The 18,900-nt window shown below is 43.9% G+C and carries 18 protein-coding genes; 3 read left to right on the top strand and 15 right to left on the bottom strand.

Going from position 1 to position 18,900, the window contains the following annotated elements:
* Window positions 1-104: 104 nt before the first annotated feature.
* From cyoE to CTN07_RS10015, 4 genes are read right to left on the bottom strand one after another with little or no spacing between them, the layout of a single operon-like run.
* Complete coding sequence (gene cyoE, locus CTN07_RS10000) at window positions 105-1,010, bottom strand: heme o synthase (protein ID WP_005302493.1); 906 nt, start codon at window positions 1,008-1,010, stop codon at window positions 105-107.
* The gene (locus tag CTN07_RS10005) at window positions 1,003-2,052 is read right to left on the bottom strand and encodes a COX15/CtaA family protein (protein ID WP_005302491.1); all 1,050 of its coding nucleotides are present in this window, start codon (window positions 2,050-2,052) and stop codon (window positions 1,003-1,005) included. Before CTN07_RS10005 ends, cyoE begins: the two co-directional genes overlap by 8 nt.
* Before the next feature lie 9 nt (window positions 2,053-2,061).
* On the bottom strand, window positions 2,062-2,652 hold the full coding sequence (locus CTN07_RS10010; protein WP_005302489.1) for a redox-active disulfide-containing membrane protein: 591 nt from the start codon (window positions 2,650-2,652) through the stop codon (window positions 2,062-2,064).
* Complete coding sequence (locus tag CTN07_RS10015; protein WP_005302488.1) at window positions 2,636-3,358, bottom strand: SURF1 family protein; 723 nt, start codon at window positions 3,356-3,358, stop codon at window positions 2,636-2,638. Before CTN07_RS10015 ends, CTN07_RS10010 begins: the two co-directional genes overlap by 17 nt.
* A gap of 66 nt (window positions 3,359-3,424) precedes the next feature.
* Here CTN07_RS10015 and CTN07_RS10020 point away from each other — a divergent pair, with 66 nt between their 5' ends.
* The gene (locus CTN07_RS10020) at window positions 3,425-3,631 is read left to right on the top strand and encodes a DUF2909 domain-containing protein (RefSeq protein WP_036764675.1); all 207 of its coding nucleotides are present in this window, start codon (window positions 3,425-3,427) and stop codon (window positions 3,629-3,631) included.
* A gap of 3 nt (window positions 3,632-3,634) precedes the next feature.
* On the opposite strand, the gene CTN07_RS10025 is transcribed toward CTN07_RS10020, so the two are convergent.
* The 6 genes from CTN07_RS10025 to lexA form a co-directional block, all read right to left on the bottom strand.
* Window positions 3,635-4,510 (bottom strand): cytochrome c oxidase subunit 3, encoded by an 876-nt coding sequence (locus tag CTN07_RS10025; RefSeq protein WP_005302486.1) that lies wholly within the window; start codon window positions 4,508-4,510, stop codon window positions 3,635-3,637.
* A 9-nt stretch (window positions 4,511-4,519) separates the two neighbouring features.
* The gene (locus CTN07_RS10030) at window positions 4,520-5,116 is read right to left on the bottom strand and encodes a cytochrome c oxidase assembly protein (RefSeq protein WP_005302483.1); all 597 of its coding nucleotides are present in this window, start codon (window positions 5,114-5,116) and stop codon (window positions 4,520-4,522) included.
* Between the two features lie 9 nt (window positions 5,117-5,125).
* Complete coding sequence (gene ctaD / locus CTN07_RS10035; protein ID WP_005302481.1) at window positions 5,126-6,742, bottom strand: cytochrome c oxidase subunit I; 1,617 nt, start codon at window positions 6,740-6,742, stop codon at window positions 5,126-5,128.
* 10 nt (window positions 6,743-6,752) lie between these two features.
* Window positions 6,753-7,898 (bottom strand): cytochrome c oxidase subunit II, encoded by a 1,146-nt coding sequence (gene coxB / locus CTN07_RS10040; RefSeq protein WP_005302480.1) that lies wholly within the window; start codon window positions 7,896-7,898, stop codon window positions 6,753-6,755.
* A gap of 242 nt (window positions 7,899-8,140) precedes the next feature.
* A complete protein-coding gene (locus CTN07_RS10045; RefSeq protein WP_005302478.1) occupies window positions 8,141-8,938 on the bottom strand; it encodes a class I SAM-dependent methyltransferase in 798 nt (265 codons plus the stop codon).
* 150 nt (window positions 8,939-9,088) lie between these two features.
* Window positions 9,089-9,715, bottom strand: a complete 627-nt coding sequence (gene lexA, locus CTN07_RS10050) for a transcriptional repressor LexA (RefSeq protein WP_005302475.1) — start codon at window positions 9,713-9,715, stop codon at window positions 9,089-9,091.
* 368 nt (window positions 9,716-10,083) lie between these two features.
* Here lexA and plsB point away from each other — a divergent pair, with 368 nt between their 5' ends.
* Window positions 10,084-12,534 carry a glycerol-3-phosphate 1-O-acyltransferase PlsB gene (plsB, locus tag CTN07_RS10055; RefSeq protein ID WP_005302472.1) on the top strand — a complete coding sequence of 817 codons (2,451 nt, stop codon included), beginning with the start codon at window positions 10,084-10,086 and terminating at the stop codon, window positions 12,532-12,534.
* A gap of 92 nt (window positions 12,535-12,626) precedes the next feature.
* Here plsB and ubiA read toward each other — a convergent pair whose 3' ends face one another.
* Window positions 12,627-13,490: a 4-hydroxybenzoate octaprenyltransferase gene (gene ubiA / locus CTN07_RS10060; protein WP_005302470.1), complete on the bottom strand. Its 864-nt coding sequence runs from the start codon at window positions 13,488-13,490 to the stop codon at window positions 12,627-12,629.
* Window positions 13,484-14,026, bottom strand: coding sequence for a chorismate--pyruvate lyase family protein (locus tag CTN07_RS10065; RefSeq protein WP_005302467.1), 543 nt, complete (start codon window positions 14,024-14,026; stop codon window positions 13,484-13,486). Before CTN07_RS10065 ends, ubiA begins: the two co-directional genes overlap by 7 nt.
* Before the next feature lie 168 nt (window positions 14,027-14,194).
* On the opposite strand from CTN07_RS10065, the gene CTN07_RS10070 reads away from it, so the two are divergent.
* Window positions 14,195-14,617, top strand: coding sequence for a flagellar basal body-associated protein FliL (locus CTN07_RS10070; protein ID WP_036764672.1), 423 nt, complete (start codon window positions 14,195-14,197; stop codon window positions 14,615-14,617).
* Window positions 14,618-14,694: 77 nt separating this feature from the next.
* On the opposite strand, the gene glpD is transcribed toward CTN07_RS10070, so the two are convergent.
* The 3 genes from glpD to glpT all read right to left on the bottom strand — a co-directional run bounded on the left by glpD (window position 14,695) and on the right by glpT (window position 18,691).
* Complete coding sequence (glpD, locus tag CTN07_RS10075; RefSeq protein WP_036765217.1) at window positions 14,695-16,212, bottom strand: glycerol-3-phosphate dehydrogenase; 1,518 nt, start codon at window positions 16,210-16,212, stop codon at window positions 14,695-14,697.
* 216 nt (window positions 16,213-16,428) lie between these two features.
* The gene (locus CTN07_RS10080; protein WP_036764671.1) at window positions 16,429-17,190 is read right to left on the bottom strand and encodes a DeoR/GlpR family transcriptional regulator; all 762 of its coding nucleotides are present in this window, start codon (window positions 17,188-17,190) and stop codon (window positions 16,429-16,431) included.
* Between the two features lie 136 nt (window positions 17,191-17,326).
* Complete coding sequence (gene glpT / locus CTN07_RS10085) at window positions 17,327-18,691, bottom strand: glycerol-3-phosphate transporter (protein WP_036764670.1); 1,365 nt, start codon at window positions 18,689-18,691, stop codon at window positions 17,327-17,329.
* Window positions 18,692-18,900: the final 209 nt, after the last annotated feature.

Genomic DNA, 18,900 nt, shown 5'->3' on the forward strand with positions numbered 1-18,900 from the left:
GGCAAACTCGCCATTCTTTTATCAATTGAGATCAGAAAAGAAAGCCAGTGTACCTAGAGGCCTAACAGAACAAAAGAAGATAACTTACGCTTTGCGTGAAACGACTACACACTTAGCCAATGATCCAGCAGTAACACCACAAAAAGGGCTAATAAATGCCAAATTGAATACTTAAATGTTGCCCATGCATGACCTTCACTGTCAGCAAATTTAAGCTTTAACGCATATCCGACAAAGCCAAGATTGAGCACGCTACTGGCCAACAGATACACCCAACCACACATGCCCGTTAGCCAAGGTAATAAACCAACGGCAAACAAAATAACGGTATAGAGCAACACCATGGTCTTGGTAAACTCTATACCATGAGTCACTGGCAACATAGGGATCTTGGCTTTAGCATAATCATCTCGGCGGTGAATGGCCAAAGCCCAAAAATGCGGTGGTGTCCAAGTGAAAATTAACATCACCAACAGCAAAGCATGCGGGTCAACAGAGCCCGTAATCGCCGTCCAACCTAGCAGTGGTGGCGCAGCACCTGCAATGCCACCAATAACAATATTTTGTGGCGTTGCGTGTTTAAGCCAAACGGTATAGACCAAAGCGTAGCCCACTAAACTGGCAAAAGTCAGCCAAGCAGTTAAGGCGTTAAGTAGCCAGAGACAGTAAAAGCCACTAACCATTAGCGTTGTGGCAAATAGCACCGCCTTCCAAGTCTCAATGCGCCCTTTTGCCAGAGGGCGGTGATAGGTCCGCGCCATTTTGGCATCAAAGTGGCGATCTAAAATATGGTTAAATGCAGCAGCAGCTGAAGATTGTAAACCAATACCCAGCAGACCAAGCACTAGGTTTTTCCATGGTGGTAAACCGGGTACGGCAAGACACATTCCCACTAATGCGGTGAGCACTAACATGGCAACCACTTTCGGTTTAGTCATGGTCAAATAGTCTTGCCACACAGCAACTCGAGGACGAGATGTGGTTGTTGCAACAGTCAGTAATTTAGCCATTGATGCCTCCTTCCATGGAGTGGAGCGTTTGATAAGAGTCTGCCCGACGACAGAGCCAAACTTGATAATTTGCTTTGATAACCACAAGCAGTAGAGTCAATCCCATTACATTGTGCGCCACTGCAACACTTAAGGGTAAAGAAGCAACAACATTGGTGATCCCTAACCCTACTTGCAGTAACAACACAGTACTTAAGCCATAACTGAGTAAACGCAGATGACGCCATTGCCAGAGCCAAATCACCGCCCCGATAGTTACAATTGCTGTTACTATTGCCCCTATCCGATGTGCAACATGAATCGAAACGCGCTGCCCATAATCCAAAATGCCATATTGATAACTGCTAGCTGAGTGTGGAATGGGATCAAAGGCTGACAGTTGAAATTGACCAACCCAGTTCACTTGGCAAATCGGCAAAGAGGTACAAACTAATGCGGCGTAATTGGCGGCAGTCCAACCACCTAATGCAATTTGCCCAATCACAATCACCAGCAATAAACCTAAATAACCTTGTAATAATCGAGTCTTGTCAGCGGGCAAGGTTTGAACCACCTCAGTATGGCGTTTCTGATACCAAAGCCAGAGCAGAGAAACCAAAGTAAAGCCCCCTAACAGATGCCCCATAACCACTATCGGCATCAAATTTAGGGTGACAGTCCACATCCCAAGCGCACTTTGAAACAACACCAGAAGCAGTAACAGTTTTGGTAATAACGGCTCTTTTTCCTGCCAACGCCAAGCAAGAATATTGAGTAATAAAATCAAAACACCCAAGGTGCCTGCGACATAACGATGGACCATTTCATACCAGGCTTTACTCGCTTCAACGGGTTGCTCTGGATACAGTTGTTGTGCTTGTCGCAACTCATCACTGTTACTAGGTACCGCAAGAAAACCATAACAACCCGGCCAATCAGGACAACCTAACCCTGATTCAGTAAGGCGAGTAAATGCACCAAGCCCCACCACAACAATGGAAAAAATAAAGGTCGCAACAATGAAACGAGATAACCATATCTGATGGACATGAGAACCAGTCATCAGCCCTCCTTAGCCAATTTTCGACACCTTAAGCAGTCGTTTTAAATCTCGCAATACGTCTTTTCCTTGCGCCAAAATCGCTGTTTTCTCCGAGGCCAGCGGATACGCCATCATAATGTTACCGAGCGGATCTATCAGATACAGGCCAATGCCAGCAAACTGCAATTGGCTCAATGCCTGTTCTAATTTGGGGAAACTCGGTAACACAGAAAACTGATAGTTCTGCAAACTTTGAATTTGAAATAATTCGCTGAGTTTAATCTTCTGGTTAATGTCAGCTAATGATGTTTCACGTGAAACATAGACTTTGCTGATCACCCGATCACGCTCAGGCCCTATCGCTTGTGGAACTTGCTGCAACGTAAACAAAGCTCCTAAACACGCTAGCTGACACTCATTGGGTAATAAATAGATCAGTTGCCAACGGGCATCTTGTTGTAATTGAGGAATGGTTATCGGCTGGGCAACTAAAGAGCCCTTGTTGGTGACTCCGCCTTGATACCATTTTTTTTCTAGCATGACTTTTGCCAACGCAATAGGCAGCAGAAAAGCCATAATGAGTCCAAAGATAGAAAGGTAAGATTTACGCTGTTTGGCCATGTTTGACTCTCCTTTGCCACCATAGACTTAACAGTAATATTGCCACGGCAATTAACCCCCACTGCAGCGCATAAGCGTAATGTTTCTGAGGCCCAATCACGACGGCCTGCCAATGTTGTTGTAAGGCCAGTTTATGATTTGGGTCTAATTGCAAAATCCACGGCTCTAACGGTTTTTGCAGTTTTTGTGCCAGCTGCTCAAGATTTAGATTTTGTACTCGCAATACTTGTTGCTGCAGAGAATTGGGCTCTTGAATCAGCTCTTCTAGCTCATCGACTTGCTCGCCCAGTTGTAATAACGACTGAGGAATATCAATCAATCCAGTTAACCGAATAGGCAAATAATAATGAGGGATAGACGGCAATTGTTCCCGGTAACGGGGAGCGGCAAGCCAACCTAAATTAATCAGGAAAAGACGCTGTTGGCTGACAAAAGGCAGTAGAACTTGATAGCCCACTCGCCCTTGATGGATCTGATTATCTAATAAGATTGCATGTCGCTGATCAAATTGTCCCATCACATTTAATTGATACCAACGCGGATCATTGGGCAAACTATCAATATGGTGATAGGTTTGTTCGCTACGACGCTCCAGCATCACTTGTCGTTGTGATTTTTCTTGTGCTCGTTCGACTTGCCACCAGCTTAAACGCAAACAGAGCGCTACCATCAATAAGGTAAACAGCAAAAAGCTTATTCGCTTCATCTTGTTCCCTCCTATGCAAGCGTCTAGGCTTAAAGTCATCACCCCATCTCAATAGAGAGGACAATAATGATCATTAAGATTGTTCTTATTGCACTGTTACTATTTACTGTGTTCAATCTGTTTCGTGCTTTACCACGACTTCTTAATCCTCAATCACAACCAGCTATGAGTAAAACGTTAGGATGGCGTGTCGCTTTATCTGTATTACTTCTGGTTGGTATTATCCTTGCGCTTGTATTTGGTTGGATTACCCCAAATCCGCGTCCTTACTAAACGCTATAAAATATAAACAAACACAAAAAGACAAAGCCAAACCACATCAACAAAATGCCAGTACCAAACTCCAGCTTGGAAAGCAAAATGCTTATGCGCACTAAAATGCCCCATCATGACGCGACACCAGACAATAAACAGCAATACGGCACCTAGCGTGACATGCAACCCATGAAAACCAGTTAGCATAAAGAAGGTATTACCATAAATTCCCGCATCAAGAGTTAACCCCATCTCTTGATAAGCATGAAGATATTCCACCCCTTGTAAATAAACAAACAGAGCACCAAGTAAAACAGTAAGCAACAAAAATAGGATCACTCGGGGGCGTCTGTTTTGTTCCATTGCCATATGAGCAATATGAATAGTGACCGAGGAAGTCAGAAGAATAAGCGTGTTATAAAGTGGCAAACCCAGAGGTCCCATGGCTTGAGTTGTACGGCCATCTGGTGTGGTTTCTAGCGGCCATATCGCAACAAAGTCTGGCCACAATACAGCATGAGTCATCGCATTGTTACTGGCTCCCCCTAACCAAGGAACAGCTATCATACGGGCATAGAAAAGAGCCCCAAAAAAGGCCACGAAAAACATCACTTCAGAGAAGATAAACCAGCTCATACCTTGGCGAAATGAGCGATCTAATTGCGAACTATAAAGCCCTTGCATCGACTCAATAATCACATCACGAAACCAACCAAACAGCATGATCAGCAAAATACCCAGCCCAGTAAGCAGTATCCACGGTCCATTACCAGCCAAGAGATTTCCAACCGTAGTCCCCGCACCAAGCGCGATCAAAAACAGAGCAACGGCACCAACAATAGGCCAGATACTCGAATCGGGAACATAATAAGATGGTTGCTGTGGTGACTTATCCATAAGTAAACCTCATTGATTACGGGCGATAGTCAAAGGTAACGAAACGACTTGAGTAGTAGCGTTTTTAGATGGTGCAGTCTTAGTGTTTTCCTCACCTTTCATCTCAAACAAGGTATAGGCTAAGGTGAGCGTCGAAATAGAATCGGGTAGCTTAGGATCAACATAAAATAGCAAAGGTAATTCTGCACTTTCTCCCCCCGCTAAGGGCTGACGATTGAAACAGAAACATTCCACCTTATTGAGATATTGCGCGGCCAATCCGGGGGAAACGGAAGGAATAGCTTGTCCTACAACCTGTTGAGTGTTGAGATTTCTTGCTCGATACTTCACTAACGTATTCGCTCCAGGGTGGACGGTGATCTGATTGACCTCTGGCACAAATTCCCACTGCAAACCTGGCGAAATATAAGCAACAAATTCAACGGTAACTTCACGGCTGGTATCTATCTGCAGGCTTTGCTGGGCTTGTTCTCCCGATGTTTTGCCATTAATTCCTGTGATATCGCAAAACACGTCATATAACGGTACTAAAGCAAAGGCAAAGCCAAACATGGCACAAGCGGCAAGCCCCAATTTGAGTGATGTTCGCAAATGTTGTTTGGCCATAAGCTCACCTTAATCAATTTTGGGTGGCGTACTAAAAGTATGGTGCGGGGCTGGCGAAGGTACAGTCCATTCTAACCCTGTCGCCCCTTCCCATGGTTTGGCTCCTGCTGGTTCGCCGCCACGTATACATTTGATCACCACCGCCACAAACAGCAATTGTGATAAACCAAATAAGAAACCTCCGATACTGACTACGGCATTGATATCAGCAAACTGCAAAGCGTAATCGGGAATACGACGCGGCATACCTGCCAAGCCTAAAAAATGCATCGGGAAAAAGAGGATATTGACCGAAATCAGTGAGCACCAAAAATGCCATTTGGCCAATCGTTCATCGAACATATGTCCGGTCCATTTAGGGAGCCAATAATAAGCGGCTGCCATAATGGAAAAGATGGCACCAGAGACAAGAACATAGTGGAAATGCGCCACCACAAAATAAGTATCATGATATTGAAAATCAGCAGGTGTTATGGCGAGCATCAAACCTGAGAAGCCACCAATGGTAAACAGCACAATAAAAGCAATAGCAAAAAGCATTGGTACTTCAAAAGTAATCGAGCCTCGCCACATGGTTGCTACCCAGTTGAAAACTTTGACTCCAGTTGGGACCGATATCAACATGGTGCAATACATAAAGAACAATTCAGCGGCCACAGGCATTCCCGTGGTAAACATATGGTGAGCCCACACCAAAAAGCTCAGACCTGCAATGGAAGCTGTGGCATACACCATGGAGCTATAACCGAACAAAGGTTTACGAGAAAAGGCGGGCACAATGGCTGAGATAATCCCAAAGCTTGGTAAAATCATGATGTAGACTTCTGGGTGACCAAAAAACCAAAAGATATGCTGAAACATCACTGGATCACCACCACCTGCGGCATCAAAAAAGCTGGTGCCAAAGTATTTATCCGTCAACACCATGGTCACAGCCCCAGCAAGTACGGGCATTACCGCAATCAGTAAAAACGCAGTAATCAACCAAGTCCACACGAATAAGGGCATTTTCATATACGTCATACCAGGGGCGCGCATATTCATAATGGTAACAATCACATTAATGGCTCCCATGATGGAGCTGATCCCCATTATGTGAATGGCAAAGACGAATAACCCAGTGCTCGGAGGGCTGTAAGTTGTCGAAAGTGGCGCGTAAAACGTCCAACCAAAGTTAGGCCCGCCGCCCTCCATAAAAAGTGAAAATAACAGTAACGAAAAGGCAAACGGTAAGATCCAAAAGCTCCAGTTATTCATCCGAGGTAGAGCCATATCTGGTGCCCCTATCATCAAAGGCACCATCCAATTTGCTAACCCAGTAAAAGCTGGCATTACCGCACCAAACACCATAATTAAACCATGAACAGTGGTCATCTGATTAAAGAAGTTGGGCTCGACCAGTTGCAAACCAGGCTGAAATAATTCGGCTCGAATAACCATCGCCATGGCACCACCCACAAAAAACATGGTTAAGCTAAACAGCAAATATAAGGTGCCAATGTCTTTGTGATTAGTTGTCAGTAACCACCGCTTTAATCCTTTTGCGGGAGCATGGTGATGGTCTGCACTCAGTTCAATCGCTGTTTCGTTTTGCTCTTGCTGGGTCGGTTTTACAATCTCAGACATAACTCAATCCCTATAAGTCTTGTGCACTTTTCACCGCTTGCACATCCGCAGCTTGTACCGTTTCTTTGGTATCATTACCCCAAGCGTTTCGCTCATAGGTCACAACTGCTGCGAGCTCTTGAAGCGTCAACTGCTCACCAAACGCTTGCATCGCTGTACCTTTACGACCGTGAACCACAATTTCTATATGCTCAAGTCGCTTGCTGCTATCGATGGAGATCCCTTCTCCAGCGAGCGCAGGAAAAACCCCATCAATGCCTTTGCCATCGGGATGATGACACATAGCGCAGCGACTTAAATAGGTTTTTTCACCCAAAGCCATCAGCTCATCTAGAGGCATCTCCATCGCCAATAATTTTTGCTCTTCTTCATACGCTTGTTTTTGCGCGATCTGGGTCTGTTCAAGCCATGTTTGATATTCTTGCGGCTCTTTCGCAATCACTACAATCGGCATAAAACCATGGTCCTTACCACACAGTTCAGCACATTGACCTCGGTAGATGCCGGGCTTATCGATCAGCGTCCAAGCTTCATTAATAAACCCAGGATTAGCATCTTTTTTTACTGCAAAAGCGGGAACCCACCAAGAATGGATCACATCTTGCGAAGTGATCAAAAAACGCACTTTCTGCCCCACAGGAAGAACTAAGGGACGATCCACTTCCAGCAGATAATTGTTGCGCTTAGGTCTTTGATCATAAATTTGCTGATTTGACGTCGCGAGCAGAGAGAAGAATTCAACATCGTGGTCAAAATAGCGGTAGTGCCATTTCCACTGCGACCCCGTTACTTGAATAGTGAGATCAGGCTTGGTGGTATCTTCCATGGCTAACAGGGTTTTCGTGGCTGGAATGGCCATACCGATTAAAATTAGGAAGGGAATCAAGGTCCAAATAATCTCGACCTTGGTGCTTTCATGAAACTTAGCAGCCACCGCACCTTTTGATTTACGATGGTGCAAAATCGCCCAAAACATCACACCAAAAACAATCACCCCAATCACAACACAGATGTAAAATATCGTCATATGTAAGTGATAAACTTCTTGGCTTATTTGGGTCACCCCTTGCGTCATATTGAGCGGCATCGGTGTCTCAGCCCGACTAGTGAGCGAGAATAATCCGGCGAATAGCGCAATGATCAGTGGCTTTATCATCCTCCTGATCCTCCTTGGTCATCCTGACTACAAACAAGGGAAGTGCATCTGTTTTTATATTAAATTAACACTTCTTTTACATTTAACTTAGGCAGAAATGTGACATTACGCAAAGGATAGAAGGCAAATAATAACCATATTTAAGATATGGAATTTATTGAATATATGACAAAAAGCCTAATGAAATAGAGACATAGGCTTTATCCAATAGAAAAAAATTAATATTAAGAAATGGCATATAGTTAGGTTCGTAAGTGAATAAGAACCGGAGTGAGGCGATACTTAAGCTGAGTACATTTTGCGACCCAGCGCTGCCAATAACGCCAACGAGCACAACCGTAATCGAGAGGACTATAACAGCCTAACAATTCTGCCCACGGTAACCAATTAATAACCTGTTGTGCTGGCTCTCGCAAACCGTGTTGATAGGTAACCGTTCCCAACTTTTGCGCCACATTGGTTGTAGTCTGATCCCCAGCAACCACCAAACAAGCTTCAATATGGCCTAATCGACACGCCACATGCTGAATAAACTGCGCGACTTGTTGTTCACTGCATTGCAATAAAGCTTGATCACAGAGTAATAAAGTTGGTGTTCCCTGTTTAAGAGGAAGCGCCTTTAACCAGCTGAGTTCAACTACCGAGCCTTGTTGTAAAGTATAGCGTTCACTACGATGAAACAGCTTTTCACGCCACAATAGGTTTTCATCAGTATCAAGCTCAAACCAACGACACCGACCGTTATCTAAGCGATAAAAGCGCGTATCAAGCCCTGCCCCAACATTCACAACTAATCCACTTGGATGACGACGTAAAAAATCTTGTACTAGACGATCACACTGCGCAGTTAGCGTTGCGTGCAGTAACTGACGAGCAGGAATATGTTGATTGACACAGTCGGGAACTAACTGACATTGTCGGCAAGCTTGCGCAGCAACAGGATCGTAAATGAGCCCATCATCAGCTAAGCTCTCCAAACTTCTCAGCCATAGAGGTTGCAATAAATCGGCTGGAATTTTATAGCGGGTAGACTTTACCATCTTGACCTATCTCCCAGTAGACAGACAAAGATGATAATAACTCTCATTATCTTTTGTAAAGCAAATTATGCAGAGAATTGATAAAAACAAAAAAAGCGCAGAGCCAAAACTCTACGCTTATCATACAGGTCACTCGATGATGGGATTACATTACATCCAATCCGCGTTACGAATTACACCAACCGCAATACCTTCAATCGCCAATTGTTGATGTTCTAAATCAACTACGATTGGATCGAATTCTTCGTTTTCAGCATGCAGCAGTACTTTGCGCCCTTGTTTATCAAGACGCTTCACCGTAACGTCATCATCCACACGGGCGACGACAACTTGGCCATTACGCACATCTTGAGTTTTATGCACAGCAAGAAGATCGCCATCCATAATACCGATATTTTTCATACTCATACCGTTCACACGCAGTAAAAAATCGGCACGAGGTTTAAACAACGTCGGATCGACATCATAATGACATTCGACATGCTCTTGAGCCAAAATCGGCTCACCAGCTGCGACTTGACCAATCAAAGGTAAGCCAGACTCTTCCACATCGCTATCGTTAGCACCAACCAAAAGGCGAATACCACGAGATGCTCCTGGAACAATCTCTAATACGCCTTTACGAGCCAGCGCTTTTAAATGTTCTTCAGCGGCATTTGCTGAACGGAAGCCGAGTTCACGGGCAATTTCTGCTCGCGTTGGTGGCATTCCTGAATCTTCAATTTTTGCTTTGATAAGATCAAAGACTTCTTGTTGGCGCGGTGTTAATGGTTTCATGAGTTACCCTGTCTTTTTATACAGTTCACTGTGAGTATATCCAGTGTTTAGCCATATTAAAAGGCAATTGTTTACGAAACCAGCAATTTGTCATTTTTCTTTTTTGCATTTTTCAATCAAGACCAGAGAGTCATCACTGGATTTCTACGACAAAAGAGACAGTTAAAATAAAATCATAAGAATCAATAACCTTGCATTAACTGGTCGTGCCAGATTGATTTTTCAACAAGTCTAATCATCAATCAAAGTACATAAATTAAGTTAAAAAAACTAAAATTACGTATGATCTCAATGATTTTAGCTCTATAGCGGAGGCCTTTTTCTGCTATCCTTGCGGCGCATTAAGAATTCGAGGTTCGTAATAGATTATGTCAACGTGGCAAAAAATTTCTCGACAATTACTTAGATTGCCATTGTCATTATTGGTAAAAACCAATTCCATTCCCTCTGATCCGGTAACTGATTTAGAGTTGGATTTAGAGCGCCCTATCGTCTATATCCTGCCATTTCGTTCTACCACGGATCTGATGACATTGCGCAGTAGTACCCAAGAGTTGGGACTACCCGATCCCCTATCACCACTAGAGATTGGTGATAAACAACTTGCGCGCTATGTGTTTGTCGCTAAAGGCCCGAGTATTTTTGGTTCAAGCAGTGATTTGCCTGCTGAGTCAGTAGAGTTATTTACTGAATTGCTTGAGCTACATAAACAAAACCCTGAGCTTAACATTCAGCTTGTGCCTGCTTCTGTACTTTGGGGCCGAAAGCCTGGTAAAGAAAAAGAGACCGGACCAATTCTACGTCCTTTAAATGGTCCTAAAAAATTCCTCGCGATCTTAGCGCAAGGTCGTGACTGTTTAGTTCGTCTAAGCACTCCAGTATCACTGCGATACATGGCAGATAACCACGGTACCGATGATGCCATTGCGCACAAATTGGCACGAGTGGCTAAAATCCATTTCTCACGTCAGCAAATTGCAGCATCGGGCCCTCGCCTACCCGATCGCCATGAATTGTTTAAACGTTTATTAGCGTCAAAAGCCATTGAAAAAGTGGTTACTGAAGAAGCCAAATCACGCGATGTGCCAGTTGAGAAAGTGCGTAAAGAAGCCATCGAAATGATGGAAGAGATTGCCGCTAACTTCTCTTACTCGCTGATTAAACATGGCGACAGCTTCTTAGGTTGGCTATGGAATAAACTGTACCAAGGTTTAAATATCCATAACGCTCAGCGTGTACGTCGTTTGGCACAAGACGGTCATGAGATTGTTTATGTACCTTGTCACCGTAGCCATATGGACTACTTGCTACTTTCTTATGTCCTATATAACGAAGGGTTGGTGCCACCGCATATTGCCGCTGGTATCAACTTAAACTTCTTCCCAGCAGGTCCTATTTTCCGTCGTGGTGGCGCCTTCTTTATTCGCCGCAGTTTCCGTGGAGATCGCCTGTACTCAACCGTATTTCGTGAGTATCTAGCAGAACTGTTTGCCAAAGGTTATTCGGTTGAATACTTCAGTGAAGGGGGCCGTTCTCGTACCGGTCGCTTGCTTCCAGCTAAAACGGGCATGCTATCGATGACCATTCAAGCCATGTTACGCGGCCTAAAACGTCCAGTGACTTTGGTTCCGGTTTACATCGGTTATGAACACGTTATGGAAGTGGGTACCTACGCCAAAGAGCTGCAAGGTAAACGCAAAGAAAAAGAAAACGTCGGTCAAGTTATCCGTACCATTCGTAAGCTACAAAATTTAGGACAAGGCTATGTAAACTTCGGTGAGCCAATTCCGCTAAATCAGTACTTAAACGATAACGTACCAAACTGGCATCAAGACATCGATCCAATTGAGCCAAGTAAACCACAATGGTTAAATCCCGTGGTGAATGATTTGGCAATTAAGATGATGACTCATATTAACGATGCCGCAGCAACTAACGCCCTAACCTTATGTGCTTTGGCGTTGCTCTCTTCTTATCAACGCGCATTAAGTCGTGAAGAGCTAGAAGAACAGATCGATTGTTATCTTGAACTGCTACGTAATGTACCTTACTCAAGCCAATGCACTATGCCAAAAGAGTCGGCAAAAGAGTTAGTCGACCATACGCTAGAAATGGGTAAATTTATTGTTGATCGCGATACATTAGGTGACATTATTTCCCTGGATCGTAAGCAATCGATTTTGATGACTTATTATCGAAATAACATCATCCACCTGTTCGCGCTGCCATCACTGATTGCTCATATTGTGGTATCACATCAGAGCTTAACCAATGATGAGATTCATGAACAAGTTGAACTGCTCTACCCATTCTTAAAAGCGGAACTGTTCTTACGTTACAACAAAGAAGAGTTGGATCCTGCGATTGATAACATCATCGCAGAGCTGGTTCGCCAAGGTCTGTTGCTAAACGATGGTTTAAATATCTCAATGAATGAGGCGCGCATCGGTCCACTACAACTGCTTGCTCGCACCATAAAAGAGACACTGCAACGCTATGCTATTACTCTGACACTGCTGCGCGCAGAACCAGAAGTGATCAAGAGTGATTTAGAGCAGCAAAGCCAAATGCTGGCGCAACGTTTAAGTCGAATTCACGGTATTAACGCTCCTGAATTCTTCGATAAAGGTGTGTTCTCAACTCTGGTTAAAACGCTACGTGCTGAAGGTTATCTCAACGATGAGTGTCATGCACTAACACGCCCAGTTGAAAACTTAACTGAAACATTGACCGCTCTGGTTTCTCCTGAAGTGAAACTAACTATCTCTGCGGTAATGAACCACACACCAGCACCAGAACAAGAAGAGCAAGTGGACTGAATTAACCACCAGTGACTTGTAAAGAAAAACAAAAAGGCCTAGCAGTACTAAACTGGCTAGGCCTTTTTTATATCGTTCGAATAGCTAGATAATTAATTTAACAACACACTTACCGCTAAACCAATACAAATGACCATGCCAACATAATTGTTATTTAAGAAAGCGCGAAAACAGTCTTCACGTTGGCGTTGTTTAATCAACATCTGTTGGTATACAAACAGCATTGCTGCTAGTAATAGGAACCAGTAGAAAATCTGCGATAAACCCAATACGCCACCAACCGCGGTCAGTAGAAGCAAGGTACCTAGCTGTAACATACCAATGATCATCTTATCAAAACGACCAAATAAAATGGCGGTCGATTTGATACCTATTTTTAAATCATCATCACGATCAACCATGGCATATTGAGTGTCATAGGCAATGGTCCACAAAATATTAGCAGCAAATAATAGCCATGCAGCAAGCGGTAATTGCCCAGACTGCGCCGCATAAGCCATTGGAATCGACCAACCAAATGCTACCCCCAACACCAACTGAGGCAAATGGGTATAGCGTTTCATAAATGGGTAAGCTGCCGCTAACGCCAAACCAATCACCGACAAACTGATGGTCAGGGTATTCATGGTCAGAACCAGCAAAAACGAAATCAGCACCAGTAAGCCAAATAGCCCAAGCGCTTCTCGCTCCGAGACTTTTCCAGATGGCATTGGTCGCTGACAAGTACGTTTTACATGGCCATCAAAATTACGATCGGCAAAATCATTGATCACACATCCTGCCGCACGCATAAAAATTACGCCCAGAACAAAAACCACGAGAACATGTGGACTCGGCCAGCCATCGGCAGCCAGAAATAACGCCCATAAGGTTGGCCATAACAGCAATAAACTACCAATAGGACGGTCAAAGCGAGCCAATTGCCAATAAGCTCGAGCTTTTGTCACCTCTAACATTCACTATCCTTTGCATAAATCGGAGCTGACTCTAAAAACAGTTCAGCCACCAATAGCGGTTTATCATTGAGCCATAACCGCGAGCGACGAGCCCATAACGGTGATGTTTCACCCCGGATGTTAGCAATAACAAGTGCATCTCGTCGTGCATTATCTGCGGTAAAAACTCGATAACCTAACGGCTTCTCCCCCAATTGAGCAAGATCTTGTTCATCTCCAGTTAGGGTAGAAAGCGGAATTAAGGTACGAGCAAAGACCCAAGGAACCCCATCTCCATTTAAAATAACTTTACGCGATAAGCAATCGATATCGCCAACTAATTCTTTTTCTTCAATACTGAGCTGCTGCTTTTCTACCATCACTTGTTCAAGGACTGTGACGGTAAAATGCTGACAACATTGAGCTAAACGTTGTGATAGCGACTCAGTTTCAAGCAACCAGGGTGCTAATTGAGAGCCAATCAGCTGTGCCAATTCCGGCACCTGCCACTGGGCCTTCTCAAGTAAGGGATTGTACAACTGTTTGAAATCCGACATCTTTCTTCTATCAGAAACAAGCAAAAGAAATGATTAACTCTTGGTTGAATCCGGTTATTTTATTACCATGTTAACTGGCTATTGTAGCAAGGTGTTCTAGCTACGAATATCGTTACGATCGAAAGATCACAACTCTTTTTCAAATCACCAACCAACTGAACGACTGTTATGATGAAATCTTTGCTATTAGCGATCTCTATTGTGCTAACCAACGGACTGATAAGCAATTGGGCATATGCGGCAGATGACAACACTACAACTGTAGAACCTGCTTTTGTTTACTACACTTTAAACCCAGATATCACAACTAACTACGTCACCTTAGGCAAGCAACTGGGATACCTTCGAGTTCAAGTCGACCTCATGGTAGCTACCCCTTCCCAGCTAGAATTAGTTAAACATCACGAACCTTTAATTCGAGATGCCATTATTCAAATTATTGGTCAGCAGCCGGAAATAAAAGTGAAATCCTTGGCAGGACGAGAGGAAATTCGCAAGCAGTGCCTGCATAAAGTGAATGATTTGCTTGTGGCAGAGGCGGGAAATAAGTTGGTAACAGAATTGCTCTTTACCAAATATCTCTATCAATAGAGCTCTTAATACAGAGACGAATAGAAACAGCAACGCTCAGCCGTTTGGGCTGAGCGTTAAAATAAACACCATCGCGGTTAGGCCGCACTCTCAGAAGCAGCTGCTTGCCCTGCTATAAGATATTCTGCGACCCGCTGTTGTTGATCCTTCGTTAAGTACAACCCCATTTTACTGCGACGCCACAGCGCATCTTCTACAGTTTGTACAAATTCATGCTGTCTCAAATACTCTAATTCTACCTGATAAAACTGCTCACCAAAGTCTGTTCCCATATCGGCTTCGCATTGCACCAGGGCCAGCATGGTATTGGCGCAAACACCGTAGTTGGTCGCCAATCGTAGGCAAGTAAACTCAGTCAGCCATGGATAGCGCTGTTTTAATTCACGAGCAAAAGTCTCACGAGTAAAACCATCAGCACCGCCAGGTAAATAACTATCAGCAGTCCAACTTGGCCCCATCTGAGGGAAGAATGGCGCCAGTTTTACCATTGCAGCCTCTGCTAATTTACGATACGTCGTGAGCTTCCCACCAAAAATAGAAAGCAGCGGCGCTTGAGTTCCTTCTTGCTCTAATTCTAATGTGTAGTCTCGGGTAATGGCTTGCGGGGAGTCAGACTCATCATCGCATAATGGTCGAACGCCACTGTAGGTCCACACGACATCTTGACGCTCTAATTGCTTTTTAAAATGGCGGTTATACACATCCAGCAAGTAGCCAATCTCTTGCTCATCAATCGCCACATCACGCGGATTGCCTTGATACTCAACATCCGTAGTACCAATAATAGAGAAACGATCAAGATATGGGATTACAAAGACAATACGATTATCTTCATTTTGCAAGATGTAGGCTTGAGTTTGCTCATGAACCCGAGGCACAACAATATGGGAGCCTTTGATCAAGCGAATATTACGCGGAGATGTGAGATCGGTGCTTTGGTCAAAGAAAGTTTTTACCCAAGGCCCAGCCGCATTCACTAAGGCATGAGCTTGTCGCTCAAACGTGTGATCGGTTAATAAATCACGAATAGTCACTTGCCAAATATCACCCACCCGAACCGCTCGTTCAACTCGGCAACGGTTACGTACCTCTCCACCAGCTTGAGCTACACTCATCGCATTTAAAATAACCAAACGCGCATCATCGACCCAGCAATCAGAGTATTCAAATCCTTTGGTAATTTCAGGCACTAATACCGAATCGGCACCAAAACGCAAACCACAACTGGCTGGTAACGTAGTGCGCTTGCCTAAATGATCGTAAAGAAACAGGCCAGCACGAATCATCCACGCTGGACGCAAATGAGGTTGATGCGGTAGACGAAAACGCATTGGATGGGCGATATGAGGCAGTTTTTTTAGCAAGACTTCACGCTCAGCCAGCGCTTCGCCTACCAAGCGAAATTCGTAATGTTCAAGATAACGCAAACCACCGTGAATCAATTTAGAGCTTGCAGACGAGGTAGCAGATGCAAAGTCAGACGCTTCATATAAGCCAACTCGTAGCCCACGACCCGCCGCATCTGTAGCAATACCAGCCCCGTTAATGCCGCCGCCCACGACGATTATATCGAGAATTGAGTTATCTTGAGCCATATCATCACCTGTTTCACCATTATTATAAAACGAACATAAAAATGAGCGTTCGAACATTTACAAGAGCATAATAGCGGACAAATTGATCAAGATCATCTAAAAAGTGACCAGTTTTTCTCTTTAGTATGATCTTTATCGCACCTTTTTGCGTAAAAAAATGGGCCAGATTCTCATCTGGCCCATTTTCAGGATGTTCTATTTTTTGAGCTCGATAAATTAATTAATAATTTCCATCGTTAACTCACACTCTTGCAAGCGCTGCATTAGCTCTGCAGGTGGCTCTTGATCGGTAAACAGCATATCAATTTGGCTAATATCGCCAAGATTAACCATCGCATTACGACCAAACTTAGTGTGATCAACCCCAAGCATAACGCAACGGCTGTTCTCAATGATCGCCTGCTTTACTCGCACTTCATGATAATCAAAATCCAGTAATGAGCCATCTAACTCAATACCACTGATACCTAGGATACCGAAATCTAACCGAAATTGAGAAACAAAATCCAAGGTCGCTTCACCAACAATACCTCCATCTCGGTTACGTACTTCACCGCCGGCTAAGATGACACGAAAGTCTTCTTTTGCCATAAGAGTGCCGGCAACATTAAGGTTGTTAGTAACAATACGTAAATCGTTGTGGTTAAGTAGCGCACGAGCAACCGCTTCTGGCGTAGTACCAATATCAATAAACAGCGTGGCACCATCAGGAATATGCGCAACCATAGCTTGAGCAATGCGATCTTTCTCAGCTAACTGCATCACTTTTCGGGTGTTGTATGACGTGTTGACAGAGCTTGATGGAATAGTGGCACCACCGTGATGACGGCGGATCTGATTGGCATCAGCGAGTTCATTCAGATCTCGACGAATTGTTTGAGGACTTACATTAAATCGCTCGACTAAATCTTCAGTGCTGACATAGCCCTGCGTTTTTACAATATCAATAATTTCTTGATGACGTTTACTCTGCTTCACTGCGCGAGGGGCTCCTATCTAACGCAACACCTCAAAGTATGCACTTCTAGGCATTATCTACAACAAGGCTCCACAATTGCGGAGCCTTGTCATATTACCTATAGCCTAATCAAGATGCCAATGTTGGCGATCATAATTATGCGTTTTGTTGTTTCAGCAGCTTTTCTTTGTGGATCTTAGACTCACCCATCATCGCCAAAATAAAGAAGATGATAGATAAACCACAAGATACTGTTAGAACTAAGAAACCACCATCCCAGCCAAAGTGGTCAACGGTATAGCCAAGTACAGCGTTTGCCGCAACGGCACCACCAAGATAACCAAATAGACCAGTAAGACCTGCTGCTGTACCTGCTGCTTTTTTCGGAGCAAGCTCAAGTGCATAAAGACCAATCAGCATAACAGGACCGTAGATTAAGAAACCAATAGCAACCAACGCCATCATATCAATCGTTGGGTTACCAGCTGGGTTAAACCAGTACACTAATACGGCCAAAGTCACCAACACCATAAATAGAATACCAGCAGGTGCACGACGTCCTTTAAAGAACTTATCTGACATCCAACCACACAATAGCGTACCTGGAATACCTGCCCACTCATATAGGAAGTAAGCCCAAGAAGATTTATCTACCGTAAAGTCTTTTGCTTCACTTAAATACACCGGAGCCCAATCCAATACCCCATAACGAATAAGATAAACAAAGGCGTTAGCAATAGCGATGTACCACAACAATTTGTTATTGAATACGTACTTAAAGAAGATCTCTTTTGCCGTCATCTCTTTTTCAAACGACGCATCATATGAGTCTGGGTAATCGTTTTTATACTCTTCAATTGACGGCAAACCGCATGATTGTGGAGTATCACGCATCACGATCAAAACAAAAGCAGCGACAATTAAGGCACCAAATGCTGGTACATAAAACGCACTGCGCCAATCATCGTGAAATAGCCATAAACCCAATAAGAATAAAGGACCAATTAGACCACCACCTACGTTATGCGCTACGTTCCACACTGAAACAATACCGCCGCGCTCTTTATGTGACCACCAGTGAACCATAGTACGACCACAGGCTGGCCAACCCATACCCTGGAACCATCCATTTAAGAACAGCAAAATAAACATGGTTGCAATACTGCCTGTTGCCCATGGCATAAAACCAAAACACAGCATCACAATTGCTGACATTGATAAGCCTGCCGCCAAAAAGTAGCGCGGGTTAGAACGGTCGGAGACGTTACCCATTAAAAATTTAGACAGACCATAAGCGATAGATACCGCCGCCAATGCAACCCCAAGATCGCCACGACTATAACCGTACTCTTCAATCAAATAAGGCATCGCCAAACTGAAGTTTTTACGGACCAAGTAGTAGCCGGCATAACCGAAGAAAATACCGATAAATAACTGCCAACGCATGCGTTTATATATCGGGTCGATTTGCCCATCAGGTAATCGTTCTTTGTGTGCAGCTGGTGTAAACAAGCCAAACATAAGAGGTTCCTTTAGATTTTTGTCGTTATTATGTCTTTTCTTAAGATCACATCATGTCGATCATTTAGATAGAAAAGAGTCGTTTTTTGCTCGAACGCAAATGTAGGGTTGAGCAAATTAGTTTTCTTTCGCTCAATTGTTACGAATTATTGCGCATTCGATTATGAAAAAATGTGAAAACAATCAAAATCGCGAAGTTATTTATCGCA

It is taken from the genome of Photobacterium damselae, assembly GCF_003026815.1.
GTDB classification, from domain to species: Bacteria; Pseudomonadota; Gammaproteobacteria; order Enterobacterales; family Vibrionaceae; genus Photobacterium; species Photobacterium damselae.

What these genes read in the sequence shown, in the direction of transcription:
- cyoE (WP_005302493.1), bottom strand. Translation starts at nt 1,010, where the DNA reads ATGGCTAAATTACTGACTGTTGCAACAACCACATCTCGTCCTCGAGTT.
- CTN07_RS10005 (WP_005302491.1), bottom strand. Translation starts at nt 2,052, where the DNA reads ATGACTGGTTCTCATGTCCATCAGATATGGTTATCTCGTTTCATTGTT.
- CTN07_RS10010 (WP_005302489.1), bottom strand. Translation starts at nt 2,652, where the DNA reads ATGGCCAAACAGCGTAAATCTTACCTTTCTATCTTTGGACTCATTATG.
- CTN07_RS10015 (WP_005302488.1), bottom strand. Translation starts at nt 3,358, where the DNA reads ATGAAGCGAATAAGCTTTTTGCTGTTTACCTTATTGATGGTAGCGCTC.
- CTN07_RS10020 (WP_036764675.1), top strand. Translation starts at nt 3,425, where the DNA reads ATGATCATTAAGATTGTTCTTATTGCACTGTTACTATTTACTGTGTTC.
- CTN07_RS10025 (WP_005302486.1), bottom strand. Translation starts at nt 4,510, where the DNA reads ATGGATAAGTCACCACAGCAACCATCTTATTATGTTCCCGATTCGAGT.
- CTN07_RS10030 (WP_005302483.1), bottom strand. Translation starts at nt 5,116, where the DNA reads ATGGCCAAACAACATTTGCGAACATCACTCAAATTGGGGCTTGCCGCT.
- ctaD (WP_005302481.1), bottom strand. Translation starts at nt 6,742, where the DNA reads ATGTCTGAGATTGTAAAACCGACCCAGCAAGAGCAAAACGAAACAGCG.
- coxB (WP_005302480.1), bottom strand. Translation starts at nt 7,898, where the DNA reads ATGATAAAGCCACTGATCATTGCGCTATTCGCCGGATTATTCTCGCTC.
- CTN07_RS10045 (WP_005302478.1), bottom strand. Translation starts at nt 8,938, where the DNA reads ATGGTAAAGTCTACCCGCTATAAAATTCCAGCCGATTTATTGCAACCT.
- lexA (WP_005302475.1), bottom strand. Translation starts at nt 9,715, where the DNA reads ATGAAACCATTAACACCGCGCCAACAAGAAGTCTTTGATCTTATCAAA.
- plsB (WP_005302472.1), top strand. Translation starts at nt 10,084, where the DNA reads ATGTCAACGTGGCAAAAAATTTCTCGACAATTACTTAGATTGCCATTG.
- ubiA (WP_005302470.1), bottom strand. Translation starts at nt 13,490, where the DNA reads ATGTTAGAGGTGACAAAAGCTCGAGCTTATTGGCAATTGGCTCGCTTT.
- CTN07_RS10065 (WP_005302467.1), bottom strand. Translation starts at nt 14,026, where the DNA reads ATGTCGGATTTCAAACAGTTGTACAATCCCTTACTTGAGAAGGCCCAG.
- CTN07_RS10070 (WP_036764672.1), top strand. Translation starts at nt 14,195, where the DNA reads ATGATGAAATCTTTGCTATTAGCGATCTCTATTGTGCTAACCAACGGA.
- glpD (WP_036765217.1), bottom strand. Translation starts at nt 16,212, where the DNA reads ATGGCTCAAGATAACTCAATTCTCGATATAATCGTCGTGGGCGGCGGC.
- glpT (WP_036764670.1), bottom strand. Translation starts at nt 18,691, where the DNA reads ATGTTTGGCTTGTTTACACCAGCTGCACACAAAGAACGATTACCTGAT.